This is a genomic window from Nitrospira sp. M1 (assembly GCF_965152605.1).
Genome location: NZ_OZ224217.1, coordinates 2,490,672 through 2,516,857 on the forward strand (window position 1 = coordinate 2,490,672; position 26,186 = coordinate 2,516,857).

Genomic DNA, 26,186 nt, shown 5'->3' on the forward strand with positions numbered 1-26,186 from the left:
TACAGTCATCAGTTTCATGACTCTCAAGATTCTGCCATAGCTGCTGCTAAATGAATCTTGGTGAGTATTTGATGTGCCAAATCTAACGACGCCACACCATCCTCTCCAGACACCAGCGGAGTCGACTGCGTGTTGATTGCGGCAATGAAGGCACGCAACTCGCGTTGGAGCGGCTCACCGTCGCCTCCAGAAAGTTGATCCGTTTTCACGCTGACACCTCCATCATTCCGTCCATTTCGACGATGTATGACGGCTTGCCGACCCTGGTAATCGATAGAAAAGTATGCCTGAGATTGAAACACGCGACACTTTCGAAGTCTCCCTGTTGAGATCCGACTCGCCGTAAACGTCGCCACACTACCATTCGCAAAACCAATACGAGCATTGGCGATATCCACTTGATCGGTGAGCACTGCTAATCCAGACGCGTCAATCGACACGATTGCCCCCAGATTCAACGACAACACAATATCAAGATCATGAATCATCAAATCAAGTACGACATCGACATCCGTTCCTCGCGGTTGAAACGGACTCAGTCGATGACATTCAAGAAACCCTGGATTATGAATCAAAGGGCGGACGATCTCGACGATGGGATTGAAACGTTCGACATGGCCAACTTGAAGAACGCATTCGTAATGTTTGGCCAGTGAGACCAACGTCCGGCCATCTTCAATGAGGGAAGTAATGGGCTTTTCAACAAGAACATGCACGCCAGCTTCGAGACAGGCACGAACAACAGGGTAATGTTGGGACGTTGGTACAGCAACGCTGACCGCATCCACCTCTGACAAGAGACGATCAAAGTTCTCATAGCATGGCACATGAAATTTGTCGGCAATGGCGTGACCTTGTGCCGTATCGATATCCGATACCGCAACAAGTCGAGCTTCAGGAAGGGCAGAATAAATTCTTGCATGATGTTGTCCTAAATGCCCAACTCCAATCACTCCAACCTTGAGTTGATTCATTCGTAATCACATACTTTCATTGTCATACAAGAAACGTGAGGACGAGTGCCTTATGCCCACTCACATATTATGTTCGAAAACTGAATAGCCCCTCACATCGGAGACAGCTCTCCACTCGATGCCGATATGCCCACAATGGCAATGCGGTTGGCATTGGCCTGTTCGAGGACAAGGTCTCGATCAAGGACAATCGTGCGTCCAGCTTCCAGAGCCAACACAGATGCCTTCGCTTCAACCATTCGTTCCACGGAAATGGGACCGATAGCCGGGAGGTCAAAGCGTAAATCTTGGGTTGGTTTGCACCGCTTGACCACCACAGCATTTTTTTGTGCTAACCGGCCACCGCGTCGAATGGTTTCATCGGTTCCCTCCGCAGCTTCAACGGCCACGACGGCTCGATTTTTCACCACAACGCACTGCCCAATATCTAAACGGCCAATGTCATGAGCCATTTCCCAACCAAACTGAATATCGTCCCACTCCTTCTTGGTTGGCTTTCTGTTCGTCAAGACTCCTTCCTCGACAAGAATATCTTCTAAACCAAAGGTGGAATCAATAATGTGAATACCTTCTCGTTCTAGCTCCCCGGCTACGGCACGAAGAATCCCATCATCCTTCCAATCCTTTAGCTTACTCAACAACATCAAGGCTCGAAGGTCCGGGCTGACGGTGGAAAACACATGAGTCTTTTTGAACCCCCCAAGCATCACGGCTTGGTGTATATCATGTTTTCGAAAGGCTTGGACAACCTTATTGAACTGGCCGATTTTCACCCACTGAATCCATTCAACCGCTGCTTCAAGTTCAGCGGAGGTCTCGCCAATATGGGCAACGGCCGAAACTCGATAGCCCAATTTTCGAACCCGCTCAGAAAATATTATCGGGAACCGTCCGTTCCCAGCGATTAAACCGATTCGTTCATCCTTTTGCAATGGTGGCATTTTTTCGGAATAACTCGGACGCCAACTGTGAGACTACGAGATTAGACTTCTTCTTCATCTAATTCTCTCGACGCGCCTCGACAAGTACCACGACGAGAACTTTCGATGAATGTGACAAGTTTCAATACATCGGCGCTATGTTCATATTGAGTACGGACGAGCTTTGTGGCTTCACTGATCGAATGTTTCTGTCGGAAAAGCACGTCAAACGCGCCCTTCAGATTCGCGATACGTTCACTGCCAAACTTATAGCGCCTAAGCGCAATCGAGTTGAGTCCGAATAATCGTGCTCGATAGCCGCCTGCTGCACGTAAAAACGGGGGGACATCGCGCCCTAAGGCAGAACACCCGCCAACCATCGCATACTCACCAATCCGCACATACTGATGCACTCCCACCAACCCGCCAATGACAGAATAATTTCCGATATATATATGCCCTGCCAGCGTTGCGGCATTGGCCATGACGATGTTATCGCCCAATTCACAATCATGCGCCACATGCACATAGGCCATAAGAAAATTATGATGGCCGATACGCGTAACTCCGCCACCAAAACTGGTTGCACGATTAACGGTCACATATTCTCGCAAAATATTGTCATCCCCGATGACAACTTTGGTGGGTTCATCTTTATATTGAAGGTGTTGAGGAGGAGAGCCAATAGACGAATACGGAAACAGTTTGCAGCGTTGACCAATTTCTGTATGGCCTTCGACATTGACATGAGCAACGAGCTCAGTACCCTGGCGAATTTTAACATGTTCGCCCACAAGACAATACGGACCAATACTGACATTATCATCAATTTCAGCCTTGGGGTGTACAATCGCTGTTGGATGAATATTCATATGTTCCAATCCATAGAACGGGTTATGAATGAGTTGCCGATTCCTGTGTCACCATGGCTGTCATTTCCGCTTCACAGACAAGCGTTGAATCGACAAGTATTTTCCCTTGCATTTTCCAAAAGGCAGACTTTTGCTTCAGGACTTCAACTTCAACCTTCAATTGATCTCCAGGAAACACGGGCTTTCGAAACTTGGCTTTGTCTACGCCGGCAAGATAGACAATTGACCGTCCAGGCCCCTGTGCGCCCTTTAAAGCCAACACCGCGCCAACTTGCGCCATGACTTCTAACTGAAGGACCCCAGGCATGACCGGTTGTCCGGGAAAATGCCCTGGAAAGTACGGCTCGTTACAGGTCACATTTTTTATTCCGGTGATACGTCGACCGGCTTCAAAGTCAATGATTTTGTCGACTAAGAGGAACGGATAACGGTGAGGTAATATGGATTGAATTTCCTGACAGGTGATTTCAAGGCCAGCCACAATGATCCTCCTTCCATAACTGAGTGGATAGAGAGTGAAAACCATGTCGTCCATTGCCGAGATGCATGGCCGCCTGCGACATGCAATATCCCATAGATCCACGTTCGCGGGGCAACAGACGAGCAATTATGATTCATCTTGATCCATTTTTTTGATTATGTCATCAGAAATATCTAAATGAGGTTGATGATAGAGGGTCGATGAACCTTGGCCATGTTCCAACACAATAACAAACTCCCGATCTTGCGCCAGCTGCGAGACAATGTCCGTCACGTTCGACCGAAACTCTGCCATCAGATCTTGTTGTTTGCCTTGCAGTTCACGAGACAAAGCGGCTTCTTTGACTTGATAATCGCGTACACGACGTTGAAACTTTTCTTCTCGTTGGCGTCTCGCGGATTCACTTAATACACTCCCTTGATTCACCAGGTCATTGCGCATCTGTTGAATCTCTTGTTGCTCAAGTTCAAGCAGGACCTGACGATCTTTCACGAAACGATCAAATGACTCCTTCAGGTCTTTTCCCGCACGCGTTTCTTCAAGCACTCGTTGAAAGTCCACCACCGCAATCATACCAGGCCGTTCAACGGCCGGTGCGGTTGACAAACAGCCTGTGAGGCTTCCAAATCCTATGCAGATCGTGAGGAACCAAAGAGTCGACTTTCCACTAAACAACGGACGAATGTGGAACATAGTAGTATGCATACCTGAGGCCTCTTCCAATATCATGGTTAAAACACCGAGCCCACCGAAAACTCGAACACGCCTCGCTTTTCTCGTGACCGTCGAGATATTGGCACTCCATAGGCAGCGCGAAGAGGGCCAAATGGAGAAATCCACCGCACTTCAAGTCCTGTCGCAGGTCGAAGATTACAACAAATATCAAAGGTTTTGGTTTTGGAAAACCCTTCTCCGTAATCGAAAAAGACGACGCCGTTCAGCTTGGCTTCGGCCAAAATGGGAAAGATCAAATCCACATTAAAGATTAATTGCTTCGTGGCTCCAAGCAATGTCCGACTCGCCGTAACAGGCCCTGCACGACCAAACTTAAAACCTCTGACGGTATTGATGCCTCCGACGAAAAACAATTCAGGCAGCGGCACGTCATCGCCATTATACCCCTTGGCCACACCCACTCGCGCCCGTGTTGCGACGCGAAGATCCCAAATTGGTAACGGTGTATACCGCAACGCATCAAATGCCAGAGAATAAAAATCATTTGTCCCGCCAAGCAATTCCGTTCCAAAGCTGGCATTCACGCCGACTCGGGCCCCACGCCGCGGGTCAAGGAAGAAGTCTCGAGAATCCCGGAATAAGGCTGTTCGAAATCCCGTTGTGGTTTGTGACCCGACTTGACTTAAGATAAGTTCTGGCGCGTCGGACCGGGGATTGGAAATCCGAATTCGCTCAGCGACAAAGGTAAAACTTCCAGAAATATATTCTGAAAATGATCGGCCAAAAGTGATATTTCCCCCAGTCTTCTTTTCCTCATAGGTCAAGAAATCCGTGTTAGTTTGAAACCCATCAATCTGCATAGACGTCAATCCATCATAGAGGGCTGGGTTTCGAAAGGTGATCACACCTAAGGTTCGACGTCCACCCACCTGCCCACGAATTCTTCCGGTATAGCCAAGCCCGAAAAGATTTCCTTCCGTGATATCGGCAATGGCGGTGAATTGGTCGAGTGTACTAAACCCTCCGCCGATACTGAATGATCCCGTCGGCTTCTCTTTGACTTTCACTTCAAGGTCAACTTGTCCTTCATCAATCTGCTGAGGCAGAATTTCAACGGTTTCAAAAAAGTTTAAATTATTCAGCCGTTCAAAACTCCGCTTCATCGCCACTGAATCGATCATATCCCGTTCATCGACTCGCAACTCACGCCGGATCACGTTGTCCCGGGTTTTCCCATTGCCTGTAATGCGAATGTTGCGTATACGAATCAGTTCCCCTTCGGTAATCGTAATCACAACTTCCGTACTTCGGCTTTCCGGATCCGGTTGAATGGCGGGAACAGGTTCGGCAAAGGCATATCCCCGTTCTCCGTAGAGATCGGTTAGACGCGTGACCTCTTCTCTCACCTTTGCCCGTTGAAAAACCTCTCCAGGTTGAATTGAAAGCCCTTCTTTCAATTCTTGATCTGTAAAGATCGTATTTCCCTTGATCTTCACCGAAGCCACGATATAGGGCTCACCTTCGACGATTGGGAAATTCAGTTCAAACCATTCCTTTTGCTCATCGAGTTCAATCGCAGGCATGCCCACTTGCACATCAAGATATCCTCGATTCATGTAGGCTTCTTTGATGCGCTCCACGTCGTTAGGAATTTCGTCTTGCTTCAATATGCCCGCGTCGGTAAACCATGACCATGGAAGAGACCACTCACGAGTCGCCATCCCGCCGAGCAATTCCTTTCGTGTCAATATGGTTCGTCCTTCAAATGTGACTGTTTTGATGTGCGCTTGAGGACCTTCTTGGATGAAAAATGTCAATCGATTTTGATTTTGACTAATAACCTCCATCACGGGAACCACTTGCGCATGATAATAGCCTTCTTCTTCATACGCTTTTCGAATATTTTCGGCACTGACATTGACTTGCTCTTGATCTAAAAACACTTGACTCTGGACTGTAACCTTTTCTTTCAACTTGTCTTCGGACAATTCGTCGTTCCCATCAAACACCGTTTCAATATTAAAGGCTTTCTCACGGACAACAAAGACAATATCAACCCCATCAGGCTTTCGTTGCGTTTCGACCTGCACATCCTCAAAAAATCCCATTTCGTAAATATGCTGGATTTCCGCACGCACCTCATCGGCACGAAAAGGATTCCCGGGTTCGAGCGTCAATTTCGATTCAATCGCCTGCACGTCAATATGTTCAGTCCCTTGAATACGAATCGAGCGAATGCTCGGGTCCTCCTCGGCTGCCACCACAGACAGTGGCCAACCACACAGTACACCAAGGCTCACCACCAATACCCAAAGGTGTACCATTCCTGGGCGAACAGCGTGACAACTACAGACAGCGAGATATCGACGCCAACAATCGTTCATCCACCAACCCATTTTCCGTCATCTCGGGATCGATGGACATACGAATTCCCCAGCACGGAGTACAGTATGGAATGAAAACTCTGAATGAAAAATGCTGAATTAGACAAGAGTTATTGATTGGTCATACCCAACCAGTGAGCAGGGAAAGTCCGAAACAGTTTGCCCACGACCAGGGTAGGAATGCTAAGAATTTGTAAGACTTGAATACTCTTATAGGAAGACATCGAATTATATAGTTGAAATACGATTCTTGTAAAGTACGGTGTCGCGCTACATCGTGATCATTTCAGAATGACGAGATTTTCTTGACATTATTTTTACCCTTCTCCTAGTATCGTCACCATGATCGTGCCTAACCCACAGACCCATTGCGCCAAGATTGCATGTGCACGTTCACGTACGTCTCATGCATTCTTGCCAACCGTGATACCGCCACGTAAGCCATACTAAGTCTATTACATCACTTATGGAAGAACCGTTAGCTATGGAAGAACGTCCTCAAGCCGAAATCCCTTCATCACTCCCACTCCTTCCCGTTCGCGATATCGTGGTCTTTCCGTATATGGTGCTACCCCTGTTTGTAGGGCGTGACGTCTCCATCAAGGCCATCGAAGAGGCATTGGCTGGCGATCGGATGATCTTTCTCACCACGCAAAAAACACAAGAGATCGAATTGCCGAAACCTGATGAATTACACACAGTCGGCACGGTTGGCATGATCATGCGGATGCTTAAGCTTCCAGATGAACGGATCAAAATCCTCGTGCAAGGCCTGGCCAAAGCGCGCATTCTAGACTACACACAATCGAAACCATTTTATACCGTCAATATAGAAAAAATCGTAGACACCCACATCCCTCACGTATCGCTTGAGCATGAAGCTCTGATGCGAACGACTAAAGAGTCACTTGAACAATTGGTGAGTCTTGGCAAAGTCATCATGCCCGATGTTCTTACAGTCATTGAAAACCTTGATGAACCAGGACGACTCGCAGATATCATTGCCTCCAATCTGGGCCTTAAAGTGGACATGACGCAAGAAGTGTTAGAAATTGAACATCCGTTCAAGCGGCTCACCCGCGTCAGAGAAATCCTCGCCAAAGAACATGAAGTCTTGTCGATGCAACAGAAAATTCAGGCTCAAGCCAAAGGCGAGATGGATAAAACCCAGCGAGAATATTTTTTGCGCGAGCAATTAAAGGCCATTCAAAAAGAATTGGGGGAATTGGATGACCGAGGAGAAGAAGTCTCCGAGTTTCGAACACGCATGACCGATGCGAAAATGCCAGACAAAGTTCTCAAAGAATGCGAAAAGCAGCTGAAGCGTTTAGAGAAAATGCATCCCGATGCCGCTGAGTCTGGCACTGTTCGAACGTATGTAGAATGGATGGTTGACCTTCCCTGGAGCCACCGTTCACAAGACAACTTGGATATTAAAGCCGCCACCAAGGTCCTGCACCAAGATCATTATGATCTGGAAAAAGTTAAGGAACGTATCTTAGAATATTTAGCCGTTCGAAAACTCAAAGAAAAAATGAAGGGTCCGATCCTTTGCTTTGTCGGTCCCCCGGGGGTCGGTAAAACCTCTCTGGGCAAATCCATTGCAAAAGCCCTGGGACGGGAATTTATTCGTATCAGCCTCGGCGGCACCAGAGACGAAGCCGAAATTCGTGGACATCGACGCACATATGTTGGCGCCCTCCCTGGGCGAATCATTCAAGGCTTAAAGCAAGCCGGCACAAACAACCCGGTCTTTATGCTTGATGAAATTGACAAAGTCGGCATGGACTTTCGAGGCGATCCGTCCGCTGCGCTCCTAGAAGTATTAGACCCTGAACAAAACCATGCGTTTACCGATCATTATCTCGGCGTTCCATTTGACTTGAGTGACGTGATGTTTATCACCACGGCTAATTTGACAGATCCTATTCTTTCAGCCCTACGCGATCGCATGGAAGTTATCAGCATTCCTGGATATTCCGAGGAAGAAAAGCTTGGCATTGCTCAGCGCTACCTCATTCCTCGACAATTAGACGAACACGGCATCACCGAGGATCATCTCCGGCTCACGGAACCGGTGATTCAACAAATTATTTCTCATTACACGCGAGAAGCCGGGGTTCGAAACCTTGAACGTGAAATTGCGCATGTCATGCGCAAAGTGGCCAAACGTGTCGCAGAAGGGCGAACGACTCGCTCAACCGTCACGCCAGGAACACTCAATAAATATTTAGGCGCACCGAAGTTTCTCCCGGACCAGGAACAAGAACATGACGAAATCGGCGTCGTCACTGGATTGGCGTGGACGGAAAGTGGCGGAGACGTCCTCTACATTGAAGCCTCGTCTATCAATGGCAAAGGCAACCTCACCTTGACAGGGCATCTCGGTGAAGTGATGAAAGAATCTGCGCAAGCGGCACTCAGTTACATTCGAACGCAAGCCAAAGTTTTGAATATTCATGCTGATCTCTTCACCAAAAAAGACATTCATATTCACGTTCCAGCAGGGGCCATCCCCAAAGACGGGCCTTCAGCAGGCATTACCATGGCAACGGCCTTGGCTTCGAGTTTGAGTAATATTCCAACCCGGCGCGATGTGGCCATGACCGGCGAAATTACGCTTCGCGGACGCGTGCTCCCGGTTGGCGGGCTTAAAGAAAAAATTCTTGCGGCCAAACGTGCAAAACTGACCTGCATCATCCTTCCCAAACGCAATGAAAAAGACTTAGATGATATCCCAAAGCATCTCATGAAAGATCTCGAATTTGTCTTCGTCGAATCGATGGCCGAGGTATTGAAAACGGCACTTCGAAAAAAGAGCAAACCTCGAGTCTCACAGCAAGCTCTGAATGGCAAAACTCCCACGACACGACGCGTAATCGCGAAGCCTTCACGCACGAAGTCCACCAAAAGACGAAAAATCACAAGCCGAAAATCTTCAGCCCGCTGATCATATGCCTCGCACTCCCTCTCGGAGAACCGTCTCAGATCTTGGCGAATTTGAGTTACTCAAAACGATCCAGCAAGATCTTGTTGACTGCAGTCTGCCATCACCCCGCGGTATCGGGGACGATGCGGCCATTGTCACACCAACATCCGGAAACGAATGGCTCGTCTCAAAAGATCTCTTGCTTGAAGGCATTCATTTCGATTCACGCTACGCATCATATCGAGAAATCGGCTACAAATCGGCTGCCGTGAATATCAGCGACATGGCCGCCATGGGAGGGACGCCCCAATACCTGCTCATTGGGTTGGCCGTTCCACCATCTCACCCACTTGTACAAGTACGGGCGCTCTATCGCGGACTTCGAGACATCTGTCGGACTTTTCGCATCGCCGTCATCGGGGGCGACACCTGTGCGTCCAAGACTGATGTCTGCATCAGCATCACAATCATTGGGAAGGTCAAAGCCGGACACGCGTTGTGTCGAAACGGAGCACATGTCGGAGATCAGATTTACGTGACGGGAACACTTGGCGACTCCGCTGCAGGCCTACGATTATTACAAGACAACGCGTCTCGATATACTGGACAACTACCCAAGTCTGTCGTACGATTTCTGATACAGCGTCATCTTCATCCAACTCCACAAGTCCATCTTGGTCAAATATTAGCGAAACGTCGCCTGGCCACAGCAGCCATAGACCTGTCAGATGGTTTGTCAGGAGATTTGCATCACCTGTGTCAAGCCAGTCATGTTGGAGCCGATATTGAAATGTCGAATATTCCGATCTCAACGCAATGTGCCGCGTATATCTCGTATAGCCGCGACTCACAAATGAAGATCTCACTTGCGAGTGGGGAAGACTATCAACTGCTGTTTACGGTTTCACCAAAAAATCAGAAACGACTAGAACGTATGGCGATCCGTCTCGGACATCTGATTACCCGCATCGGAACGATTCGACCGTCCCAACAAGGGCTTCACATCCTATTAGAAGATGGTGCTCGACAAGCCCTGCCTCAAAATAGTTATGATCATTTTCAGTAATATTCCCTGCAGGCAACGCTTGTGGTATCAATAAAACACGTTCGTGAGCAGCTTGTCCAAATCCTGCATCTTGAGGAATCACCGCAACGAACAGCTTTCGCCTTTGCGCTTGGAGTCTTTATTGCTTTTGCCCCCCATTATGGATTTCATACCGTTAGCGTAGTCCTATTAGCCTGGGCGTTTCGGCTCAATTACGTCGCCATGCTCATGGGAGCCTTCCTGAATAACCCATGGACCATTGCCCCTATATTAGGGGTCACACTCTACACAGGACTGACCGTGTTTGGATCATCCACAACACCAAGTATTGACTTCTCACACCTCCATTTTGACAACCTCTTTGAAAGCCTTACCCCCTACTTGCTCCCCTTCATATTCGGAGGGTGTATCCTTGGGCTCATGAGTGCACTCCTCGCCTACCCTATTATGTTATTTGTTATTCATCGCTACCGTTCAAATAAATCGCACTAGAATAACTCGCAATATGCGGCTCAAAACATTCCACGATCACATGCGCCACGGCCATACGACGCAAGAACGGTTAACCGACAATTTCCGCATAAACAACAATACATCAAAAGAAATTCGGATTCGCCTATGAAACAGGACCCACGACTTCCACATGACGGCACCTCTCTCATCGCTGATCCAATTCATGGCTATATCACCTTCACGGTTCCGCGTACAGATGGAACCTCACACGAACGTACAGAACAAGATCTGATCGATTCATCTTGGCTGCAACGATTACGATATATTTACCAACTGCAAAGTGCGCATTGGGTATACCCTGCAGCGGAACACACTCGGTTTCAACATTCGTTGGGAGCCATGCATCTGGCTGGACGGTTCGCTACTCATGTGTACCCGACGCTGTGCCATATGGTTCATGATGTACCCTCCCAACCCTATATCGAAGAATTACTTCGCGTCGCAGCCCTACTCCACGATGTGGGGCATGGGCCGTTCTGCCATTTCTTCGATCATCATTTCCTGAATCGATTTCATCTTACCCATGAACAAATTGGGCAAGTCATTATCCGAACGAAACTAGGGACGATCATTGAACAGATCACTCGTAGTCCATCCGGCCCTTTCATGTCAGGTGAACGACTCAACCCCGACCATGTCGCGTTTCTCATTCTCAAAGATCCACACAAGCCGACTCAGGGGTATCCTCCATGGCTCACCGCCTTACAACCTCTTTTGGGCGGAGTCTACACAGCTGATAACTGTGACTATATCCTTCGTGATTCCTACATGTGTGGGGTCGCCATTGGTCCAGTCGATATTGAACGACTCATTCACTATACATTTTTCACCAATAAAGGCCTCACGATTCACAAATCAGGTCTCCCTGCATTACAAATGTTTTTACATGCACGACTCTATTTGTATACCAACGTGTACTACCATCGTACGACAAGAGCCATTGACTTACATTTGCAAGAAATTTTTTCCGACACCATGCGATATCTCTACCCGCACAATCCCCTTGATGATCTTGACACCTATCTTGCACTCACCGATTGGCACATCATTGAAGCTGTCCGGGCATGGGAACGTGATACCCACCGCGTCAAGAAGCGACTTGGGCGGGAATGGGGAAGAATCTTAACCAGAAACGTTAAATGGAAAATGGCGTATACGACCCTCGTTTCAATTCCAACCGACTCAAGAAATCGCAAACGCGTTCAGTCTTCACGGCTTGAAGATCACATTCGCAAGGCTCTTCCCCCTCACCTACGGACCATGAAATTTTGGATTGATATGGCTCATCAAGATCCACGTCCAATCAATCTGCTGAATATGGGTGGATTTCAAATTTTTGTCTACGACCCCTCCACCCATCATGTCGCCAAAGAGAGTCTACAAACGTTTTTTGAATATCTCCCGGCAAGAATTGTGCAATTTCGCATTTACACGCACAACCACAACGCCGATACAGAACTCGCTCTAGCGGCCAAGCACGTCTTGGGAGAAGAGGGATAGGCTTGCTGAAACTGAACAATATCACGAGGGAGAAGAAAGGAAAGTGGAGACTATCCGGAAGAAGATAAGAGATCTCAACAGAGACATTTCTCGTTCACGGTACGACTTCTCCAAGCCCGACATGATGGAGGTCCTTCAGTAAATCTAATTGAACCCTTGCAGCAAAGACATCCATCGCCTCAACGCCTTCACCTGATTCGCCGTGACAATCATACACACAATCACCAAGCAATTGACTCATCAGACGCTCCATATCAGCCTGCAAGACGTCCTCATGAAGTTCCCGAGTCAATTGAATATCCTCGACGATTCCCTTTTCTACACGAATACGTAAGTGAATTGAACGACGATTTCCCGGAAGGTAGCCTTGCACAGGACGTGACTCGGTGACTGGGGGGCTCCAATTTCCCAAGAACCAATGTTTCAAATTGCGTTCTGCCGCTACCCGCTGTTGTTCGAAAATGTGACCTTCTTGAGATTTCACGTTGCCAGGCTTGAATACTTCGACAGAGACGAGTCTACGCTCTTCTGGCACAGACACCACAAGCGCATCGAAATGGTCTATTCTCCGATGTCGACTTAACATCTTCGTGGAAAATTCTGCGTTCCCAACGATCATTGGTTCCGGTAAAAGTAACACGCGTATGACTCCAGAATCGTCAACTTCAATCGCTTGATCCACTCGCCAAGACCAGGGTGACGTCACGGCAAGTACCTCACCGGATTGAGAAATCGCCCGCACAAAGATTCGGCGGGGAGCACGGAATCGTTCCGCAAATAAACGAGGCGCATTCCCCTCGGCCTCCCACACAAGTTTCCCTTTTGCAGGTTCTTCATTCATGTCGGATACACGAGAAAACTTCAAATTCCGATGGATGTCACGCAGTCTGTCAGGAGAAAAGGATGATGAAACTGGAAGCCACAGACTCTTGTCATCTTGTTTTTTTGCATCATCACGCAAAAGATTCCAAAAGTCATGGGGAACACCAAGCTCAATGACGAAACCTCGACGCCACACTTCATCGGCAAATAACCATGCCTCTTCTCGCAGTCGCCGCGTTCGATCAAGACGTAAGGGCACATCACTCGCCAATACCGGAGACTGAGGATTGTAACCGAGATCTGAAGCGTGAACAGCATCGACATCTTCTCGTACGACAGCATTAAAGGAAGGAGTACGCACTGGCTCAATATCCGGCTCAATAGAAATGTTGACATTTGAAGCTGCCTGGGAACCAAAAAATTCTCCAACTTCTTGAGACAAATCCCGTTCGAGAGCTGGAACATCATCAACGGTTCCCGTCACTCGACTTGCACGAACGACCACACCTCGCTCCACATCAAGAAGATGCATTTCAACCGACAGCTGCACATTCAGGTGATACACACTCCCTTTTAATAGGTAACGTGCCCCGCTAACCTGACCGAGTTTGATAGTCGAATCAGGATCCGTCATGCCGCGATGCTGAATCCACTGTTCCCGTAAAACTTCTCCCAGCGATTGACGAGAAATGATATGAATGTCTGTTGCGAGCGTTAAATCTGTTACGAGCATGTCGGGAAGACCTTGTCGTAACCATTCCCACTGTGAAACATCACTATACAAATCAAATGGCAGAATACCTAACGAATGAGGAAGGGAGAGTGGAGGTAGTTGTTGAACGCGAACTGGAGGAGACGTTGATACTGACTCAACATTTGGAGGGGTCGAGCAACTCAAGAGCCCGAGGAGAACCGGGACAAGCAGGACGACAAGATTACCCAAGACTGCCTTAACTTGCGACCCATCCGTGAGGGTGACTCTGACGGTGACGCTGAATAATGGCCTGCGAGCGGATGATATGGCGAATAATGGCCTCGCGATCATCTTCAGAAATCTCAGTAAACTGAACAGCCGTTTCAAAATAGGCTTCATCCCCTTTTTCAACACGACCCGTTCGCACGACTTTCCCTATAGCCTGAATGGGAACAAACGGACGAAGAATCAGTCGCAGTACAAGCGAACTCTCAAGTGGAAATTCTTTGTCTGTCTTAAACCGGATGCCTGAACCACTGAGATTGACATTCATAAACTGCGGAATGCTATTCGTTAACCGCTTTTCCTTTGCGAGGGTTTTGAGGACCGATGTCAATAACCAATCGATGCGAGTTAACATCTGAAGCATAAGCGGATCTTTAATGGTGAGATCCTTTTCATCAACCATCGCTCGAACCAAGTCCGGTGAGACAGCCAACTCCTCCCACTGCCACTGAGCCATTTGCGCTTCACTCGGCTCAACAGCTTCGTAGGAAAGCGCTAAAGGCAGGTCGACATTCACACATGCATTGATAGACCCACGAACGTCTTTTCGACGTTCATCACTATCAGAATTACTCATATATGGCCTCTTAAAATCTCAGATCAACATATCACACGATTTTTTGATACATAGTTTCGTTACAGGAGCACAAGCTTTTGAGAAAAACAACCCGAGAATCGAGAGACAGGATACTCGTACCGGCGCACCCCATTATGACGTTGAAGTTTCCGTCGTTGATAACGGAATATCGTGTTCCTCAAACTGTTGAATCTGATTGACAATCACCCGAGCCTCTTCCGCAGATACATTAATTTTCTCTAAATACTTGATGACCTGTGGATCTTTGCAATGTCGAAGAGCCAATTGAGCAAATACCGTAATCGGCAATAACTTATTTGCTAACACATGGACCTGCTGTTTGAAGGTCTCTCGCTCATCATGTGACGTCGATGCCTTATCTTGCGCAAAAGAGGTTGAAGGAAGAATGCTGTTGTGCATAAACCGTGTTGGGTATTTGTAATTTGAACTGACCGTAACTTCAACTTCTAAAAAGCAATTGTCATACCACCATAGCGAATCTCAATACACTCCAAACAAGAAAATACCACGTACTCCACGCGGTACAATGTCTCAACTATAGCGAAACCAAATAACTTCCAGCCTAATTTACATCATGTACACAGCGCAAAAACACACGTTATACAGACGGAAATATATTGGAACGGCTATAGCTGAAATTCCTTGAATCGACTATAGCGGGAGGTATATAAAACGACTATAGAAATACTTTTTCATATAATACAAAGGGAGTTATTTAGAACAAAAAGGAAGAATTGAGAAAAATTTTGCCACAAAGGTGTTGATTCAACTGACCGACAGCGTCAACTTCTTGACGCACCCGCAATCGTGTTCTGTAATTGAAATACAACGAAAGCTATCAGGGAAAAGGATTCCAGGGAGGTCCGAAACGTGTACATTGTATTTTATGCTACAAGTCGGAACACGGTAGAGAGAATTGTATAGTTGGAATTGAGAGACGATTGGCCTTCACGAGAGACTCACACCAATCAGGCAGATCTCACAAATCGAGTTCCTGCTGAGTTTGAATAGGTCAATTTTTGTTTTCGCTGTCGTAACTTTCGACTTTGCTCCTGCATATCATCCAAACGTTGTTGCGTGGCGGCTTGAACTATCCGCGCGCGCGCTTGAATGACGAGATCGATAGCAATAAGCCGTTTTACCACCGTGGTAGGGAGTTCATTGAACACAAATTCTTGCGCCCGACGTTGATACAGCAAAGCCACATCATCCCAATTCCCGGACTCAGATGAGTGCAGTGCTTCTTGGGTCAAAAGTTCGATAGGATGCTGAGAAACGCGTGATGTCATCGTTTCTTTAGACTCCAACTGCTTCAGCCATTGCGCCTTGTCGCGCTAATTCAACCCAAGCCTCACGAACGACCCCTAAACATCGTATAGGACCATTCAAGCGAGTGGCATCGTGATGCAAATTGGCTTGCGTCAGTTCATATTGAACATATTCATACAAACGGCGTAAATCAGTTGCGATGGCGCCACCTTTCTCCATATCGAGAGAAGCAGACAATTCATTGACAACCGCAAGCGCACGGTCAAGAAATCGAGCCTTATCTTGCCGGTTGTCGGTTCGAATACCTTCCTGTCCAAGTTTCAATGACTGAATCACTCCGTCATACAGTAAGACAACAACTTGCACAGAGGACGCTGTTTGCACTTGAGTTTTGGCATAGAGTTGAGCACCTTGTATCATACTACCGACCCTTCCCTAGGTTGTCATTATATTAACGAATTCAAATTATCAAGCTGCGACTGCAAGCTGGATAACAATCCGTCAAGATTCGCAAATTTGATCCGCTGCTGCTCTTCAAACAGAGTAATACGTGTTTCGAGAACGTTTATTTGATCATCGAAATCATCAATCTCGCTCGTGAGTGAATTCTGCCGTAGTGCCAGTGCGCCGAATTCGATATCATCTAAAGCATCAACGGCATCCAGCAAACGATCGGCAATGCCAGAGGTCCCATTCGTTGGATTATTGATAAAGAGTTCCCGCACTTCATCAAAAGAATCAGCCAATCGCGCATCAAGAGCAGCATCATCGAGCACGATCGTCCCATCAGCCGTTTGAGTTTGAAATCCAATTTGGCCTGCGGACGAGATGGTCGACAAGCCACTCACTTGTCCAGAAAGTGCTCCACGTATTTTGTCGAGTACGTTACGAGTGAGAGATTCCCCGACGAAAATGCCACGTTCTTTTGTTTCCTCATTGAAAAATGTTCGTTCATCAATAAACTTCACAACATCATTATAGGCCTCAACAAGTGACGAAATACCTTCTTTTACCGCCTCCGTATCCTGGGAAACGGAAATGGTCACCGGATTCGTCGCATCCACACCCTGAAGGTTTAAGGTCACTCCTGCAATCACGTCGGAAAGCGTATTGGATGACCGCTGTAGCGTTACCTGATCATTACCTGCAGTCCCAAGAACGATTTCAGAATCTAACGCTCCCTGAAAAGTATCAACCCCAGTCGTGACGGTGTCGAGCGAGGTGCTATCTGTGGTAATCGAAATGGCATTGCTTGCCCCCGTGTCATTGGCCGTTAACACAAGCCGATACGCAGGCGTGGATTCACTACCGGTATTGAGCGTGGACGCACTGACCCCTGCCCCTAAATCGTTAATAGCATTCTTGAGATCATCTAGTGTGGCGTCACCCTCTAAATTCACAGTCTGCGCAGCCCCACCAGCTACCGAAAAGGTGAACGTTCCACCCCCACCACCCACAATGCTTGTATCAGTCGACGCGACGGTTGTTGACGCTTTGGATGACACTTGATGAGCGGTGGCCAGTTGATTCACTGTCACCGTATGAGTCCCAGCTGTGGCCGTTGAAGAAGAAGAGGCCGTCAAGACATTTTGAGCACTGGCAGTACTGACATCGACCTTCGTCTTATCAAAACTAATACGAGTTTGAATACTATTCGCGGCGCTTTGAAGAGTCAGGAGTTTAGTCCCTAACGTCCCAAAATCTGTCAACTTCTCTTGTGACGCCAGCTTTTTTTCTGTCAACCGATCAATGGGTAAACGTTCAGCTTGAACAAGAAATTCGACAATCTGCCCAAAGTCGACTCCGTTTCCTAGTCCTCCAAAGCTTACAGCCATATTAAACGCTCCCTGTCATGTTGGTGCATCCTGCATGTTAAAAAAACTTAAGTCTACCTTAGACTGTAACCACACCGTCGACAAATAGTTGATGGATTGTAACTCGTTACGCTTCTTCCTCAAGAAGAATCCCTGAATGTTCATCAAAAAATCGCTGAGCACGCAAGACCTCTTCAGAAGGAATTTGACGTATCACTTCTCCTGATTCCCGTTCAACGACTTTGATAACCACGCGATCCGATTCTTCTTCGACAGAAAATTGTACATGAGAATCGATCTGATTAAGAGTATCTTGGATCTGTGCAACTCGTTCTTTCAGATCCTGATTTCCTAACACGCCTTGCGTGTCTAAAGCATCTTGAATTTCTGAAGCACCTTCCGCTCCTACAGCACCTATACGATCTTTCGACGCAGAAGATAATTGAAGTGATGATTTCTTTTCTTGAACGTCGCTCAGATCTGCAGTCGCCTTGGCTCCAGAACGGTCTCGTACGCCTTGCCCGATAGACAACACAGCCGATGTAGGTTCCGGAACACTCTGTATCATAATATCCTCCCTCCGTGAATAAACGGAGTAGAATGAGCAAGGCCGCCATGCGGCCTTGCTCTATTCCTCATCTCTATTAATTCAATAGCGCAAGAGCCTGCTGAGGCAACGTATTGGCCTGTGCCAAAATCGACGTTCCAGCTTGCACTAAAATTTGATTTCTGACAAACTTTGATGTCTCTAACGCAATATCAGCATCCCGAATACGAGACTCGGCAGCCGTAAGGTTTTCACCTCCCACTGCTAAGTTTTGAACAGCCGCATCAATTCGATTTTGCAAGGAACCGATCGTGGCACGAGCACTGGCCACAGCACTAATTGCGCTGTCAATGCTTCCCAAAGCACTCAACGCTGAATCAGCCGTTGAGACGTTCGTGGTCGACAAGTTAAGCTGAGCGGTATTGAGATCGTCCAATTGAATCGACAAGGTATCATTCGCAGAACTTCTGAATCCGATTTGAATGGAAAGACTATTATTATCAGCTCCACTCAATAGCTTCACACCGTTAAATTCTGTCACCGATGAAATACGGTCGATTTCAGATCGCAATGCGACAAACTCTTGATCTAAGTATGACCGTTCAGTGGACCCGAGAATACCACTGGCTGACTGTTCTGCCAATTCTCGAAGTCGTCCGAGAAGGTTACCGACATTGGCGGCGCCACCGTCGGCAATTTGCAAAAGACTGATACCGTCGTTTGCATTTCGAGCAGCCTGATTGATACTTCGGATCTGTGCACGCAGCGTTTCTGAAATACCCAGACCAGCAGCATCGTCAGCTGCTCGGGTAATCCGGAGACCGGAAGAAAGACGAGCCACAGAACCATTCAACGAATTGGTATTCGTTTCTAAGTTCCGTTGAGCATTAAGAGATGCAATGTTTGTGTTTACAACAAGTGCCATAAAAATCCTCCTTGATAATGTGCCACTTCAGAGTATCCGTACTCTAAAGTTTCGTGAATGATAAATGTATCCCCAACCTTCCTTTCCCAAGATGAGTCATCAAATTTGGGTTTCGATCATACCTATCGGAATTCACGGCAAAGACTTGAGGATTTCCTGCAAGCACATAAAAGACACGCACAAACACAGAAGAATTTCATACATTGAATCAACTCTTTTTCCTTAAAATATATCTGTAAGCGATTCATGGAGCCTTGGGCAAACGTGGCATAACCTCAAACTCTAAGAGGTCAGCGATCTCAATCATATCTGAGCGTTCACGAGCGGCCACCACCTTTTGCACCCAACTCACCATCGACGGAGATTGGACGTCAGCGTCTTCAACTGCCCTCGCAAGCTCAACCCATTCCACATAATCAGCTAGCCGTCCAAACCAATCATCGAGTTGTCGAAACCGTTTTTCTCCGCGGCGAAACGCTTGCACTAACTTTTCCGCATCAACCTTCAACCCACGACCATATTCCTCAGCACTGGATGCACTACTCTCGACAATTGACTGAAGCGGCTGACTCGTGGCGACGACATTTCCCAATGGTCCTGCCACTTGCGAAAGAATCGACGGAACTAAATCACGATCGGTCAATGATCGTGACCCGACCTGTAAATTTGTCACCAAGCACCCTCTGGCATGTGCCGTATCACTCACACGCGCGATCACGTCCTCAAGCTTGGCGGTATCAGCCATTTCCCACACTTCTTCATCAAGTTGTACTTGCATGTACCATCCTCCTTGCTAGTGCTGATGTATGATTAAGGCCTAACTGCCCTGCGACATCCCATGTACGATGACGCCATTTGGCATAGGCTCGCGCATGTTCACGGGCCATCCCCGAAAGATCGGGCTGCTGTAAATTATGTGTATCTCGAAAACATGCTGTGGTGATTGGGGTAAAGGCGAGTGACGTTCGTCCAAGTTTTCTCGCCTCATGCGCCAGGCAATTTAAACGCTCCTGACATGCTTTTAGACGATCAACGGCTAATGGCTTGGAAGACGTGAGCCTCACAAATTCATCAGCATGATCACAAAGAGCCGTGAGCATCGGCTCTAATCGTACAAAGATCTCTTGTACATGCTCAAAATCTTGGGGATGATCGGTAGAAATGTGCATTCGACTTGGCGTTCCCGCACAGGTGTCAAACCAGAACTTCCTCCAAAAATCTCCGTACCATTGATACAGACGAGGCTCTGTGCCAACGCGAAGATGATAGGTTCCCAGTTGATCCGGATCGATAGCAGACTCATAGATTCGCATTCCGAGCGAGAAAGCCGGCAACGCGCCTCTCCCCAATGCATGGACGCACACCTCTGAGACATTCCGCGGGAGAAGTCGTTCTTTACAACTCTGATGGGAACAGACTTGGTCGAATCCACATGGACCACATTCAATCTCTGGCTGGATGACCCAATGCTTGGGTCCGTACGGTCCAGTCTCTCGAAAATCAACGTGGCCAACAGACACATTGACGACAGGCACATCCACGCCGACGGCAACATGCATTGGTCCAGTATCGTTAGTCAGCATTAAATCACACTGGGATAAAAGGCCAACGAGTTGTGAAATGGTTGTTTTTCCAATCGCGTAGCAGAGTGGCGCCAAGCCTCCAGTTTTTTTATAGACCTGGACGGCTTCCTGGGCGACTGGCAATTCCTTGTTGCTCCCAATTAACACAAATCCAACATTGAGTTGCTGACTGATTAGCGCCATCGTCTGACCGAAATACTCAGGACGCCAGGCTTTCATGACGTCACTCGCTCCAATTTGTACGCCAATCCAATAGGCTGGGGACCCCGAGGCCGCAAGAAAGACACGTGCCCATTCACAATCAGAAGCCTGCCGTTTCAGTTCCACTGACTCGTACGGACCGGTGCCACTTCCACCAAGGGCATACACATCGACTAAATTCAAGCGATTGATCCTTCTATAGGTATGCATATCGAGAAAATAGGCCATCCAAGGATCCTTGACGATCACATTCCCATCGGGTGCGGTCGTCAATCCACGAATATCGGAACCCCCAACATAACCAGTTAAGTATGCACTACGCCGATTAAATGTCAGATTGATGACCCGGTCGTATCCATTTTGAACTAAAGGTTTAGCCCATCTTGCCATCTCATCATACATCGACACAAAGTCTCGAGCTCGTACACGCGTTTCGTCTATTAACATTTGAAAGTCATATGACAGAACATGCCGTATTCCCGGAAGAAGTTGTGCGATCTCAGAAAATTCTTTATCGACAATCAAATCGATCGCCACACCAGGCCACTCATATTCTAATCGCTTCAACAACGGCGTCATTTGGATCAAATCGCCCATGCGAGTGATATTTAATATGAGAACTTGTTTAGGCATCAGGAAGTTTCAAAATACAAAGTGCAAAATGGAAAACATCAAATACAACTTCAGTGTCTTCTTGTCCGTTGCTTAGCTGTTACAAGAGACTTTCCAATAATTTTCGCAAGTTCTTGCGCCTCGAACCTAAGAGGCAAAACGTGTTTGTTTGTACGTAATTCAGCCTTTTCAATAAGTCGCAACCACTATAGAGACTCCCGTAGCTCTTTCAACACTATGTGCATCTTATAAATAAAGTCAGCTTTGCTCTCTGCACCGCAAGCTTCTTCATAGTTCGCTCCAGACGAAGTGGCAGAGCGAAGTAGCTGAAAGCCAATATGTCGTCCCACAGCGGATCGCCACATTTGAGAACTCAAGGCAATAATACTCACTCCAAAGTCTAGTAACCGTTCTGGTAATTGGTTTTTCAACTTAACTCTCAGTACTTCCTCTATTTTTCAATTTTCATTTTGCACGTTGAGTTTTTTCTTTACACTCTTCAATTTACACTTTGCATTGATAATTTTGCAGTTTCACACAAAATCCCGCGTCTCTTGTCGATACTCGTCCATCATCAGGATCAACAATTCATCTCGACTTAACACGGCTGTCGGACCTTTGGCCCTGATATTCGCCGCAACATCTTGCAATTCCACACGATCAGAATGTGGAAGAGCGTTCACCATTGGAATTAACTCCGGATTGCTTTTGGATTTCGCCACTAAGGCATCAGTACTCCGATCACCTCGTAACACTTCCCCTATACGATCCGGCATATGAAGACCCACCGTCCCGAGCAATGCCTCCATTCGATGCACATAGGTATGATGGGCTAAGACATGCTGCCGCGAGGCTTCGGCCATGCCTTGCCGTTCATCCGTGTCATAAACATACCTTTGTACTGTGGGCACAAGGTCTTCAGGCTTTTGAAGAATTGCGAGCATCGTCTCGTCGAAATGTTGAGATAACAGCGTTCGGGTATCGATAACCTGAAATGCCCCACACGCAGCAAGTTCAAACGTACGCGGATTAATTCCATCTCCATCAGGATCAAACCCATGCCCAGTAAACGAATGTAAATTGATATTGACCTTTGTGTGATTAAAAATTTTGACACTGGTTTCTGAATCGATTCGTGCCCCGCTTCGTTGTAAAGCAACACCTAATGGACCTGGATTCTCCCATTCGTTGCCCCAAAGCTTGAATAACCAATCTTGATTGAGTAATGATTGAAGTAACTGTCGTCGGTTCGGATAGCCAGCCCCAAGAAATGAAACGTCGGCGCCAAACTCTTCTTGTTCTTCCAAACGACTCGTGACAGGCTTATGGATGGCAGGATTCGCCGCGAGCGGCAAATAGGAAACCTGCCTCGCGCCGGCATGCGTGAGCGCATCAATACAAGCTTGCTGTTGCATCACAAACCAAAAATCATATCCAGACGCGACTTGTTGCCAATAGGTTAAATGTCTAAAATTTTCTACAAACCACATGGCCGTCACCACGTTCTTTTTACGAAGTTGCTCTAAGACAGGCATAGATAATGGCGCTTGTGCCATCGCAAGGACGAGATCTGGTGGATCATCAGCAATATGGGCCAAACTCACGACTCCAAGCGTATCGCCAAATTTACTCTGCATGGTCATTCGCAACTGCTGGTCGCGAAGACGTTCTAAATTTTTATATCCAGGATAGTGAATCGAATGATCAATCCATGTTACCCGGTGCCCAAGAGCTTCCAACGCTGGAACCACATGGTTCGTCACGGATAGAGACCCCCCATAGATTGGTCCGACGACGGCAACATGCAGCTTTCCTCCTTGTTTCGAGGATACTCGTTCACGAAGTGCATATTGAAAGGCTCTGACATACGGTTCATGAAGAACAGCAGAAGGGGCATGACGGACAAAACGGATTCGAGAATACGCTTGACTGACACGATCAGCCAGATCCTCGGCATCACCCCATAACCACTGTATCTGTTCACCCCATCCTGCAAGAGACCTCACCGTCAGTAAGTCAAGCAACTCACCAAGGTCTGGCACTAAAACAAGAATCTGTGTTTCCTTACTAAGGATCTGCGTTAAGGCTTCGACGTGATAGAGGAGGCCAACACCAATGGTCAGCAAAGCCTCTCCTGAACGATGCTCGAGAACTGCATGTTCTGCCCACGCTTGAGCTTCCTTCCAGGGATCATAGGCACTATGAATCCATTGCTCATGAACCTGCGCTGTTGGCATACCGTTTTTGGCAGTCAATACCTTCAACACTCCTCCATTCACGTCCTTGAGCCTATTCGCAAGAATAGGATCATGCACACGAAGAAGCTTCAGATTTTTTTGTACTATATTCATAGAGTATCCTAGAGCTCTTACATACCTAGCCGATGATGAATCTGAAGACCGGCATGTCGAAACTTCTCAGCCACAGCCGTCGCTTGAGAAGCCATAGACTGATTGTTCAAGAATCGACTCGTTGCACTCTCAACGTAACGGGAAGCCGCGTACTCATAGACCGGTGCTAGTAAAAAGAGAATTTCACCTTGCCTAGCTCTCCGCTGTTGAAGAACAGCCTGGCGATCAATAGCTGCAAGCATATCTAAAATGGTCTGAGCTCGATGAACCCCTGTATGCTTTGACAACACTTCTGAGCGACCCAGAGCAGCAATCTTGATACGTTCGTCTTCATGTAACATGTAGTATTCAGCTATCTCTATAATTTGTTCGATGTTGCCTTTTTCATACAGCACACAGTGAACCCGATCTTGAAATAAATCTTTCAACCCGTTTCCAACCCGTTCCATCAACAAGAGAGCACCACATGCCATCGCCTCAAATGTACGAAAATTCACATCATTGTCGATACATTGGTTAAGCACCATTTTCGATTGTAAAAACACTGAAATATAATCACCCGTTTCAACATTCAGTGGATAGACCTGTTGTAATTCTTCGAGAAGACGATGCCGTAATGGATTCAGAGCATAGTTATTCGTCCCGACAAAGCTCAGATTGTGCCTTCTAAGTGGTTGAACTGATTGTGTCGGATCAGAAAGAGAAAACAAGGGAAGCCAACGGACACACTGCCTCGATTCATCTCGCACATACAGAGACTCAAAGTCTCGTTGCGCAACAAATATCAAGTCAAATACCGCTGCATAGGCTTTATGCCAACGATGATGAAGATGAGAGTCGATCGCATACCACCCGACAGGAACATTAAGGTGTTCCAAACCTAAGAAAAGGGGATGGGTGCTTTCATCAGTCAATAATACAAAGTCAGGATCCCATCCATGCGGCAAATCCTGTAGCACACGATCGATCTCAATTGGAAACTCAGGCAGCCGCACATCACCAGTATTGTCTGATGTACACGTTAAGACATCATGACCACATGCTTGAAATCCTTCCTTCAGAACAGAAAGCCCAAGCAGCAGAATGTTCATAAACTGACCGCACTCGAACATTGTACATGTTCGCTTAAACGTTGCAGCACGTCTCTTCGAACGTTTTGATACGTCATTTGTATTCGCACACACTCACGAAATTGCAAGGCAGACCGTTGATATCGTTGACTCGCAACTTCATAGATACCAGCAGCATGCTCATACACGTATGTTAGTCGCTCGTACACTTCTGACAATTTTGCTTGTCTCGAACTGACGAACATATGTGCGTTTGACGTTTGAATAATCTCAGTAATAGTTTGCGCTCGATGCACCGTACTATGGGAATTGCGCACAACCTGTCGCCCAGCATAGGCAATATCCTCTCGCTCCTGTTTGTGATGAGCATAGTATTGCGCTAACTCGACAATTTGATTGATATTACTTCGATCGTACATGACTAAATGTTTTCGATCTTGAAATAATTCATCAAAACCATTTCCCACATGTTCCGTCAACAGCAAGCTTCCACATGCCAACGATTCAAAGACACGAAAATTTACATCATTGGCTGCACATTCATTCAACACGACTTTCGAACGGTTAAAGACACTCACATATTCTCCGGTGGTGGTAAACAGAGGGATTCGTACACCCACAGCCTCTAACAACCGACTCCGTTCAGGTTTCCACGTCGAATTGATGACACCTACAAAACTCAGATCATAGATTTTGGGTAATGCACAATGACAATCTCGTTCAAGGTCAGAAAATAACGGTAACCACGTCACGGCCTGGCGTGAGGTATCACAGGTATAATCCAACACATAATTTTTCTGTGCCACAAATACAAAATCGAATACTGCTGCGTAGGCTTTATGCCAATGTAAATGAAGGTGCGCATCAATTGTGTACCATGCGGTTGGAATAGCGAGACGTTCTAAGCGCAAAAACATAGGCTCCGTACTCTCGTCCATTAAGAACACAAGGTCAGGACTCCATCCACGCGGCAATGATTGGAGCACGTGATCAATAGACACAGGAAATTCCTCAATCCAAATATCTCCACATTGATCTGTTGTGCATGTCAGCACCTCATGCCCACATTGAAGAAAGGCCTTCTTCAACACAGGAAATCCTAACAACAAAATCTTCATAGTA

Annotated in this window: 24 protein-coding genes; 4 read left to right on the forward strand and 20 right to left on the reverse strand. The window is 47.1% G+C overall.

All coding sequences use genetic code 11. From position 1 onward, the window contains the following. Positions 1 to 23 precede the first annotated feature (23 nt). The 6 genes from ACWHX8_RS11405 to bamA form a co-directional block, all read right to left on the reverse strand. Positions 24 to 974: a Gfo/Idh/MocA family protein gene (locus ACWHX8_RS11405; RefSeq protein WP_447968248.1), complete on the reverse strand. Its 951-nt coding sequence runs from the start codon at positions 972 to 974 to the stop codon at positions 24 to 26. A gap of 92 nt (positions 975 to 1,066) precedes the next feature. Next, on the reverse strand, positions 1,067 to 1,915 hold the full coding sequence (locus tag ACWHX8_RS11410) for an LpxI family protein (protein ID WP_447968249.1): 849 nt from the start codon (positions 1,913 to 1,915) through the stop codon (positions 1,067 to 1,069). 41 nt (positions 1,916 to 1,956) lie between these two features. Then, the gene (lpxA, locus tag ACWHX8_RS11415; protein ID WP_447968250.1) at positions 1,957 to 2,766 is read right to left on the reverse strand and encodes an acyl-ACP--UDP-N-acetylglucosamine O-acyltransferase; all 810 of its coding nucleotides are present in this window, start codon (positions 2,764 to 2,766) and stop codon (positions 1,957 to 1,959) included. Positions 2,767 to 2,788: 22 nt separating this feature from the next. After that, on the reverse strand, positions 2,789 to 3,232 hold the full coding sequence (fabZ, locus tag ACWHX8_RS11420) for a 3-hydroxyacyl-ACP dehydratase FabZ (protein WP_447971904.1): 444 nt from the start codon (positions 3,230 to 3,232) through the stop codon (positions 2,789 to 2,791). A 141-nt stretch (positions 3,233 to 3,373) separates the two neighbouring features. Further along, positions 3,374 to 3,952 carry an OmpH family outer membrane protein gene (locus tag ACWHX8_RS11425; RefSeq protein WP_447968251.1) on the reverse strand — a complete coding sequence of 193 codons (579 nt, stop codon included), beginning with the start codon at positions 3,950 to 3,952 and terminating at the stop codon, positions 3,374 to 3,376. 26 nt (positions 3,953 to 3,978) lie between these two features. Next, positions 3,979 to 6,306 carry an outer membrane protein assembly factor BamA gene (gene bamA / locus ACWHX8_RS11430; protein ID WP_447968252.1) on the reverse strand — a complete coding sequence of 776 codons (2,328 nt, stop codon included), beginning with the start codon at positions 6,304 to 6,306 and terminating at the stop codon, positions 3,979 to 3,981. Positions 6,307 to 6,790: 484 nt separating this feature from the next. Between bamA and lon the strand changes: the two genes are divergently transcribed. The 4 genes from lon to ACWHX8_RS11450 all read left to right on the forward strand — a co-directional run bounded on the left by lon (position 6,791) and on the right by ACWHX8_RS11450 (position 12,293). Then, the gene (gene lon / locus ACWHX8_RS11435; protein ID WP_447968253.1) at positions 6,791 to 9,256 is read left to right on the forward strand and encodes an endopeptidase La; all 2,466 of its coding nucleotides are present in this window, start codon (positions 6,791 to 6,793) and stop codon (positions 9,254 to 9,256) included. 4 nt (positions 9,257 to 9,260) lie between these two features. After that, entirely contained in the window at positions 9,261 to 10,301 is a 1,041-nt protein-coding gene (gene thiL / locus ACWHX8_RS11440) for a thiamine-phosphate kinase (RefSeq protein ID WP_447968254.1), read from the forward strand. 21 nt (positions 10,302 to 10,322) lie between these two features. Then, positions 10,323 to 10,772, forward strand: coding sequence for a DUF2062 domain-containing protein (locus ACWHX8_RS11445; RefSeq protein ID WP_447968255.1), 450 nt, complete (start codon positions 10,323 to 10,325; stop codon positions 10,770 to 10,772). 126 nt (positions 10,773 to 10,898) lie between these two features. Beyond that, positions 10,899 to 12,293 (forward strand): HD domain-containing protein, encoded by a 1,395-nt coding sequence (locus ACWHX8_RS11450; protein WP_447968256.1) that lies wholly within the window; start codon positions 10,899 to 10,901, stop codon positions 12,291 to 12,293. Positions 12,294 to 12,387: 94 nt separating this feature from the next. Here ACWHX8_RS11450 and ACWHX8_RS11455 read toward each other — a convergent pair whose 3' ends face one another. The 14 genes from ACWHX8_RS11455 to ACWHX8_RS11520 all read right to left on the reverse strand — a co-directional run bounded on the left by ACWHX8_RS11455 (position 12,388) and on the right by ACWHX8_RS11520 (position 26,182). Then, positions 12,388 to 14,160, reverse strand: a complete 1,773-nt coding sequence (locus ACWHX8_RS11455; protein ID WP_447968257.1) for a CsgG/HfaB family protein — start codon at positions 14,158 to 14,160, stop codon at positions 12,388 to 12,390. Beyond that, positions 14,066 to 14,671: a PilZ domain-containing protein gene (locus ACWHX8_RS11460; protein ID WP_447968258.1), complete on the reverse strand. Its 606-nt coding sequence runs from the start codon at positions 14,669 to 14,671 to the stop codon at positions 14,066 to 14,068. Before ACWHX8_RS11460 ends, ACWHX8_RS11455 begins: the two co-directional genes overlap by 95 nt. Positions 14,672 to 14,803: 132 nt before the next feature. After that, the gene (locus ACWHX8_RS11465) at positions 14,804 to 15,091 is read right to left on the reverse strand and encodes a hypothetical protein (protein ID WP_447968259.1); all 288 of its coding nucleotides are present in this window, start codon (positions 15,089 to 15,091) and stop codon (positions 14,804 to 14,806) included. Between the two features lie 569 nt (positions 15,092 to 15,660). Next, positions 15,661 to 15,981, reverse strand: a complete 321-nt coding sequence (locus tag ACWHX8_RS11470; RefSeq protein ID WP_447968260.1) for a hypothetical protein — start codon at positions 15,979 to 15,981, stop codon at positions 15,661 to 15,663. Between the two features lie 7 nt (positions 15,982 to 15,988). Beyond that, a complete protein-coding gene (fliS, locus tag ACWHX8_RS11475; protein WP_447968261.1) occupies positions 15,989 to 16,381 on the reverse strand; it encodes a flagellar export chaperone FliS in 393 nt (130 codons plus the stop codon). A gap of 26 nt (positions 16,382 to 16,407) precedes the next feature. After that, a complete protein-coding gene (fliD, locus tag ACWHX8_RS11480; protein ID WP_447968262.1) occupies positions 16,408 to 17,796 on the reverse strand; it encodes a flagellar filament capping protein FliD in 1,389 nt (462 codons plus the stop codon). 106 nt (positions 17,797 to 17,902) lie between these two features. Then, positions 17,903 to 18,343 (reverse strand): flagellar protein FlaG, encoded by a 441-nt coding sequence (locus ACWHX8_RS11485; protein WP_447968263.1) that lies wholly within the window; start codon positions 18,341 to 18,343, stop codon positions 17,903 to 17,905. A 76-nt stretch (positions 18,344 to 18,419) separates the two neighbouring features. Further along, positions 18,420 to 19,247 (reverse strand): flagellin N-terminal helical domain-containing protein, encoded by an 828-nt coding sequence (locus ACWHX8_RS11490; protein ID WP_447968264.1) that lies wholly within the window; start codon positions 19,245 to 19,247, stop codon positions 18,420 to 18,422. Between the two features lie 244 nt (positions 19,248 to 19,491). Continuing rightward, positions 19,492 to 20,025, reverse strand: a complete 534-nt coding sequence (locus ACWHX8_RS11495; RefSeq protein WP_447968265.1) for a hypothetical protein — start codon at positions 20,023 to 20,025, stop codon at positions 19,492 to 19,494. Next, positions 20,009 to 21,664, reverse strand: a complete 1,656-nt coding sequence (locus tag ACWHX8_RS11500; RefSeq protein WP_447968266.1) for a glycosyltransferase family 9 protein — start codon at positions 21,662 to 21,664, stop codon at positions 20,009 to 20,011. Before ACWHX8_RS11500 ends, ACWHX8_RS11495 begins: the two co-directional genes overlap by 17 nt. 185 nt (positions 21,665 to 21,849) lie before the next feature. Beyond that, positions 21,850 to 22,074 (reverse strand): four helix bundle protein, encoded by a 225-nt coding sequence (locus ACWHX8_RS11505; RefSeq protein WP_447968267.1) that lies wholly within the window; start codon positions 22,072 to 22,074, stop codon positions 21,850 to 21,852. A 102-nt stretch (positions 22,075 to 22,176) separates the two neighbouring features. Then, positions 22,177 to 23,994, reverse strand: a complete 1,818-nt coding sequence (locus ACWHX8_RS11510; protein ID WP_447968268.1) for a CgeB family protein — start codon at positions 23,992 to 23,994, stop codon at positions 22,177 to 22,179. Between the two features lie 17 nt (positions 23,995 to 24,011). Then, positions 24,012 to 25,085, reverse strand: coding sequence for a glycosyltransferase family protein (locus ACWHX8_RS11515; RefSeq protein ID WP_447968269.1), 1,074 nt, complete (start codon positions 25,083 to 25,085; stop codon positions 24,012 to 24,014). Beyond that, entirely contained in the window at positions 25,082 to 26,182 is a 1,101-nt protein-coding gene (locus ACWHX8_RS11520; protein ID WP_447968270.1) for a glycosyltransferase family protein, read from the reverse strand. Before ACWHX8_RS11520 ends, ACWHX8_RS11515 begins: the two co-directional genes overlap by 4 nt. Positions 26,183 to 26,186 lie beyond the last annotated feature (4 nt).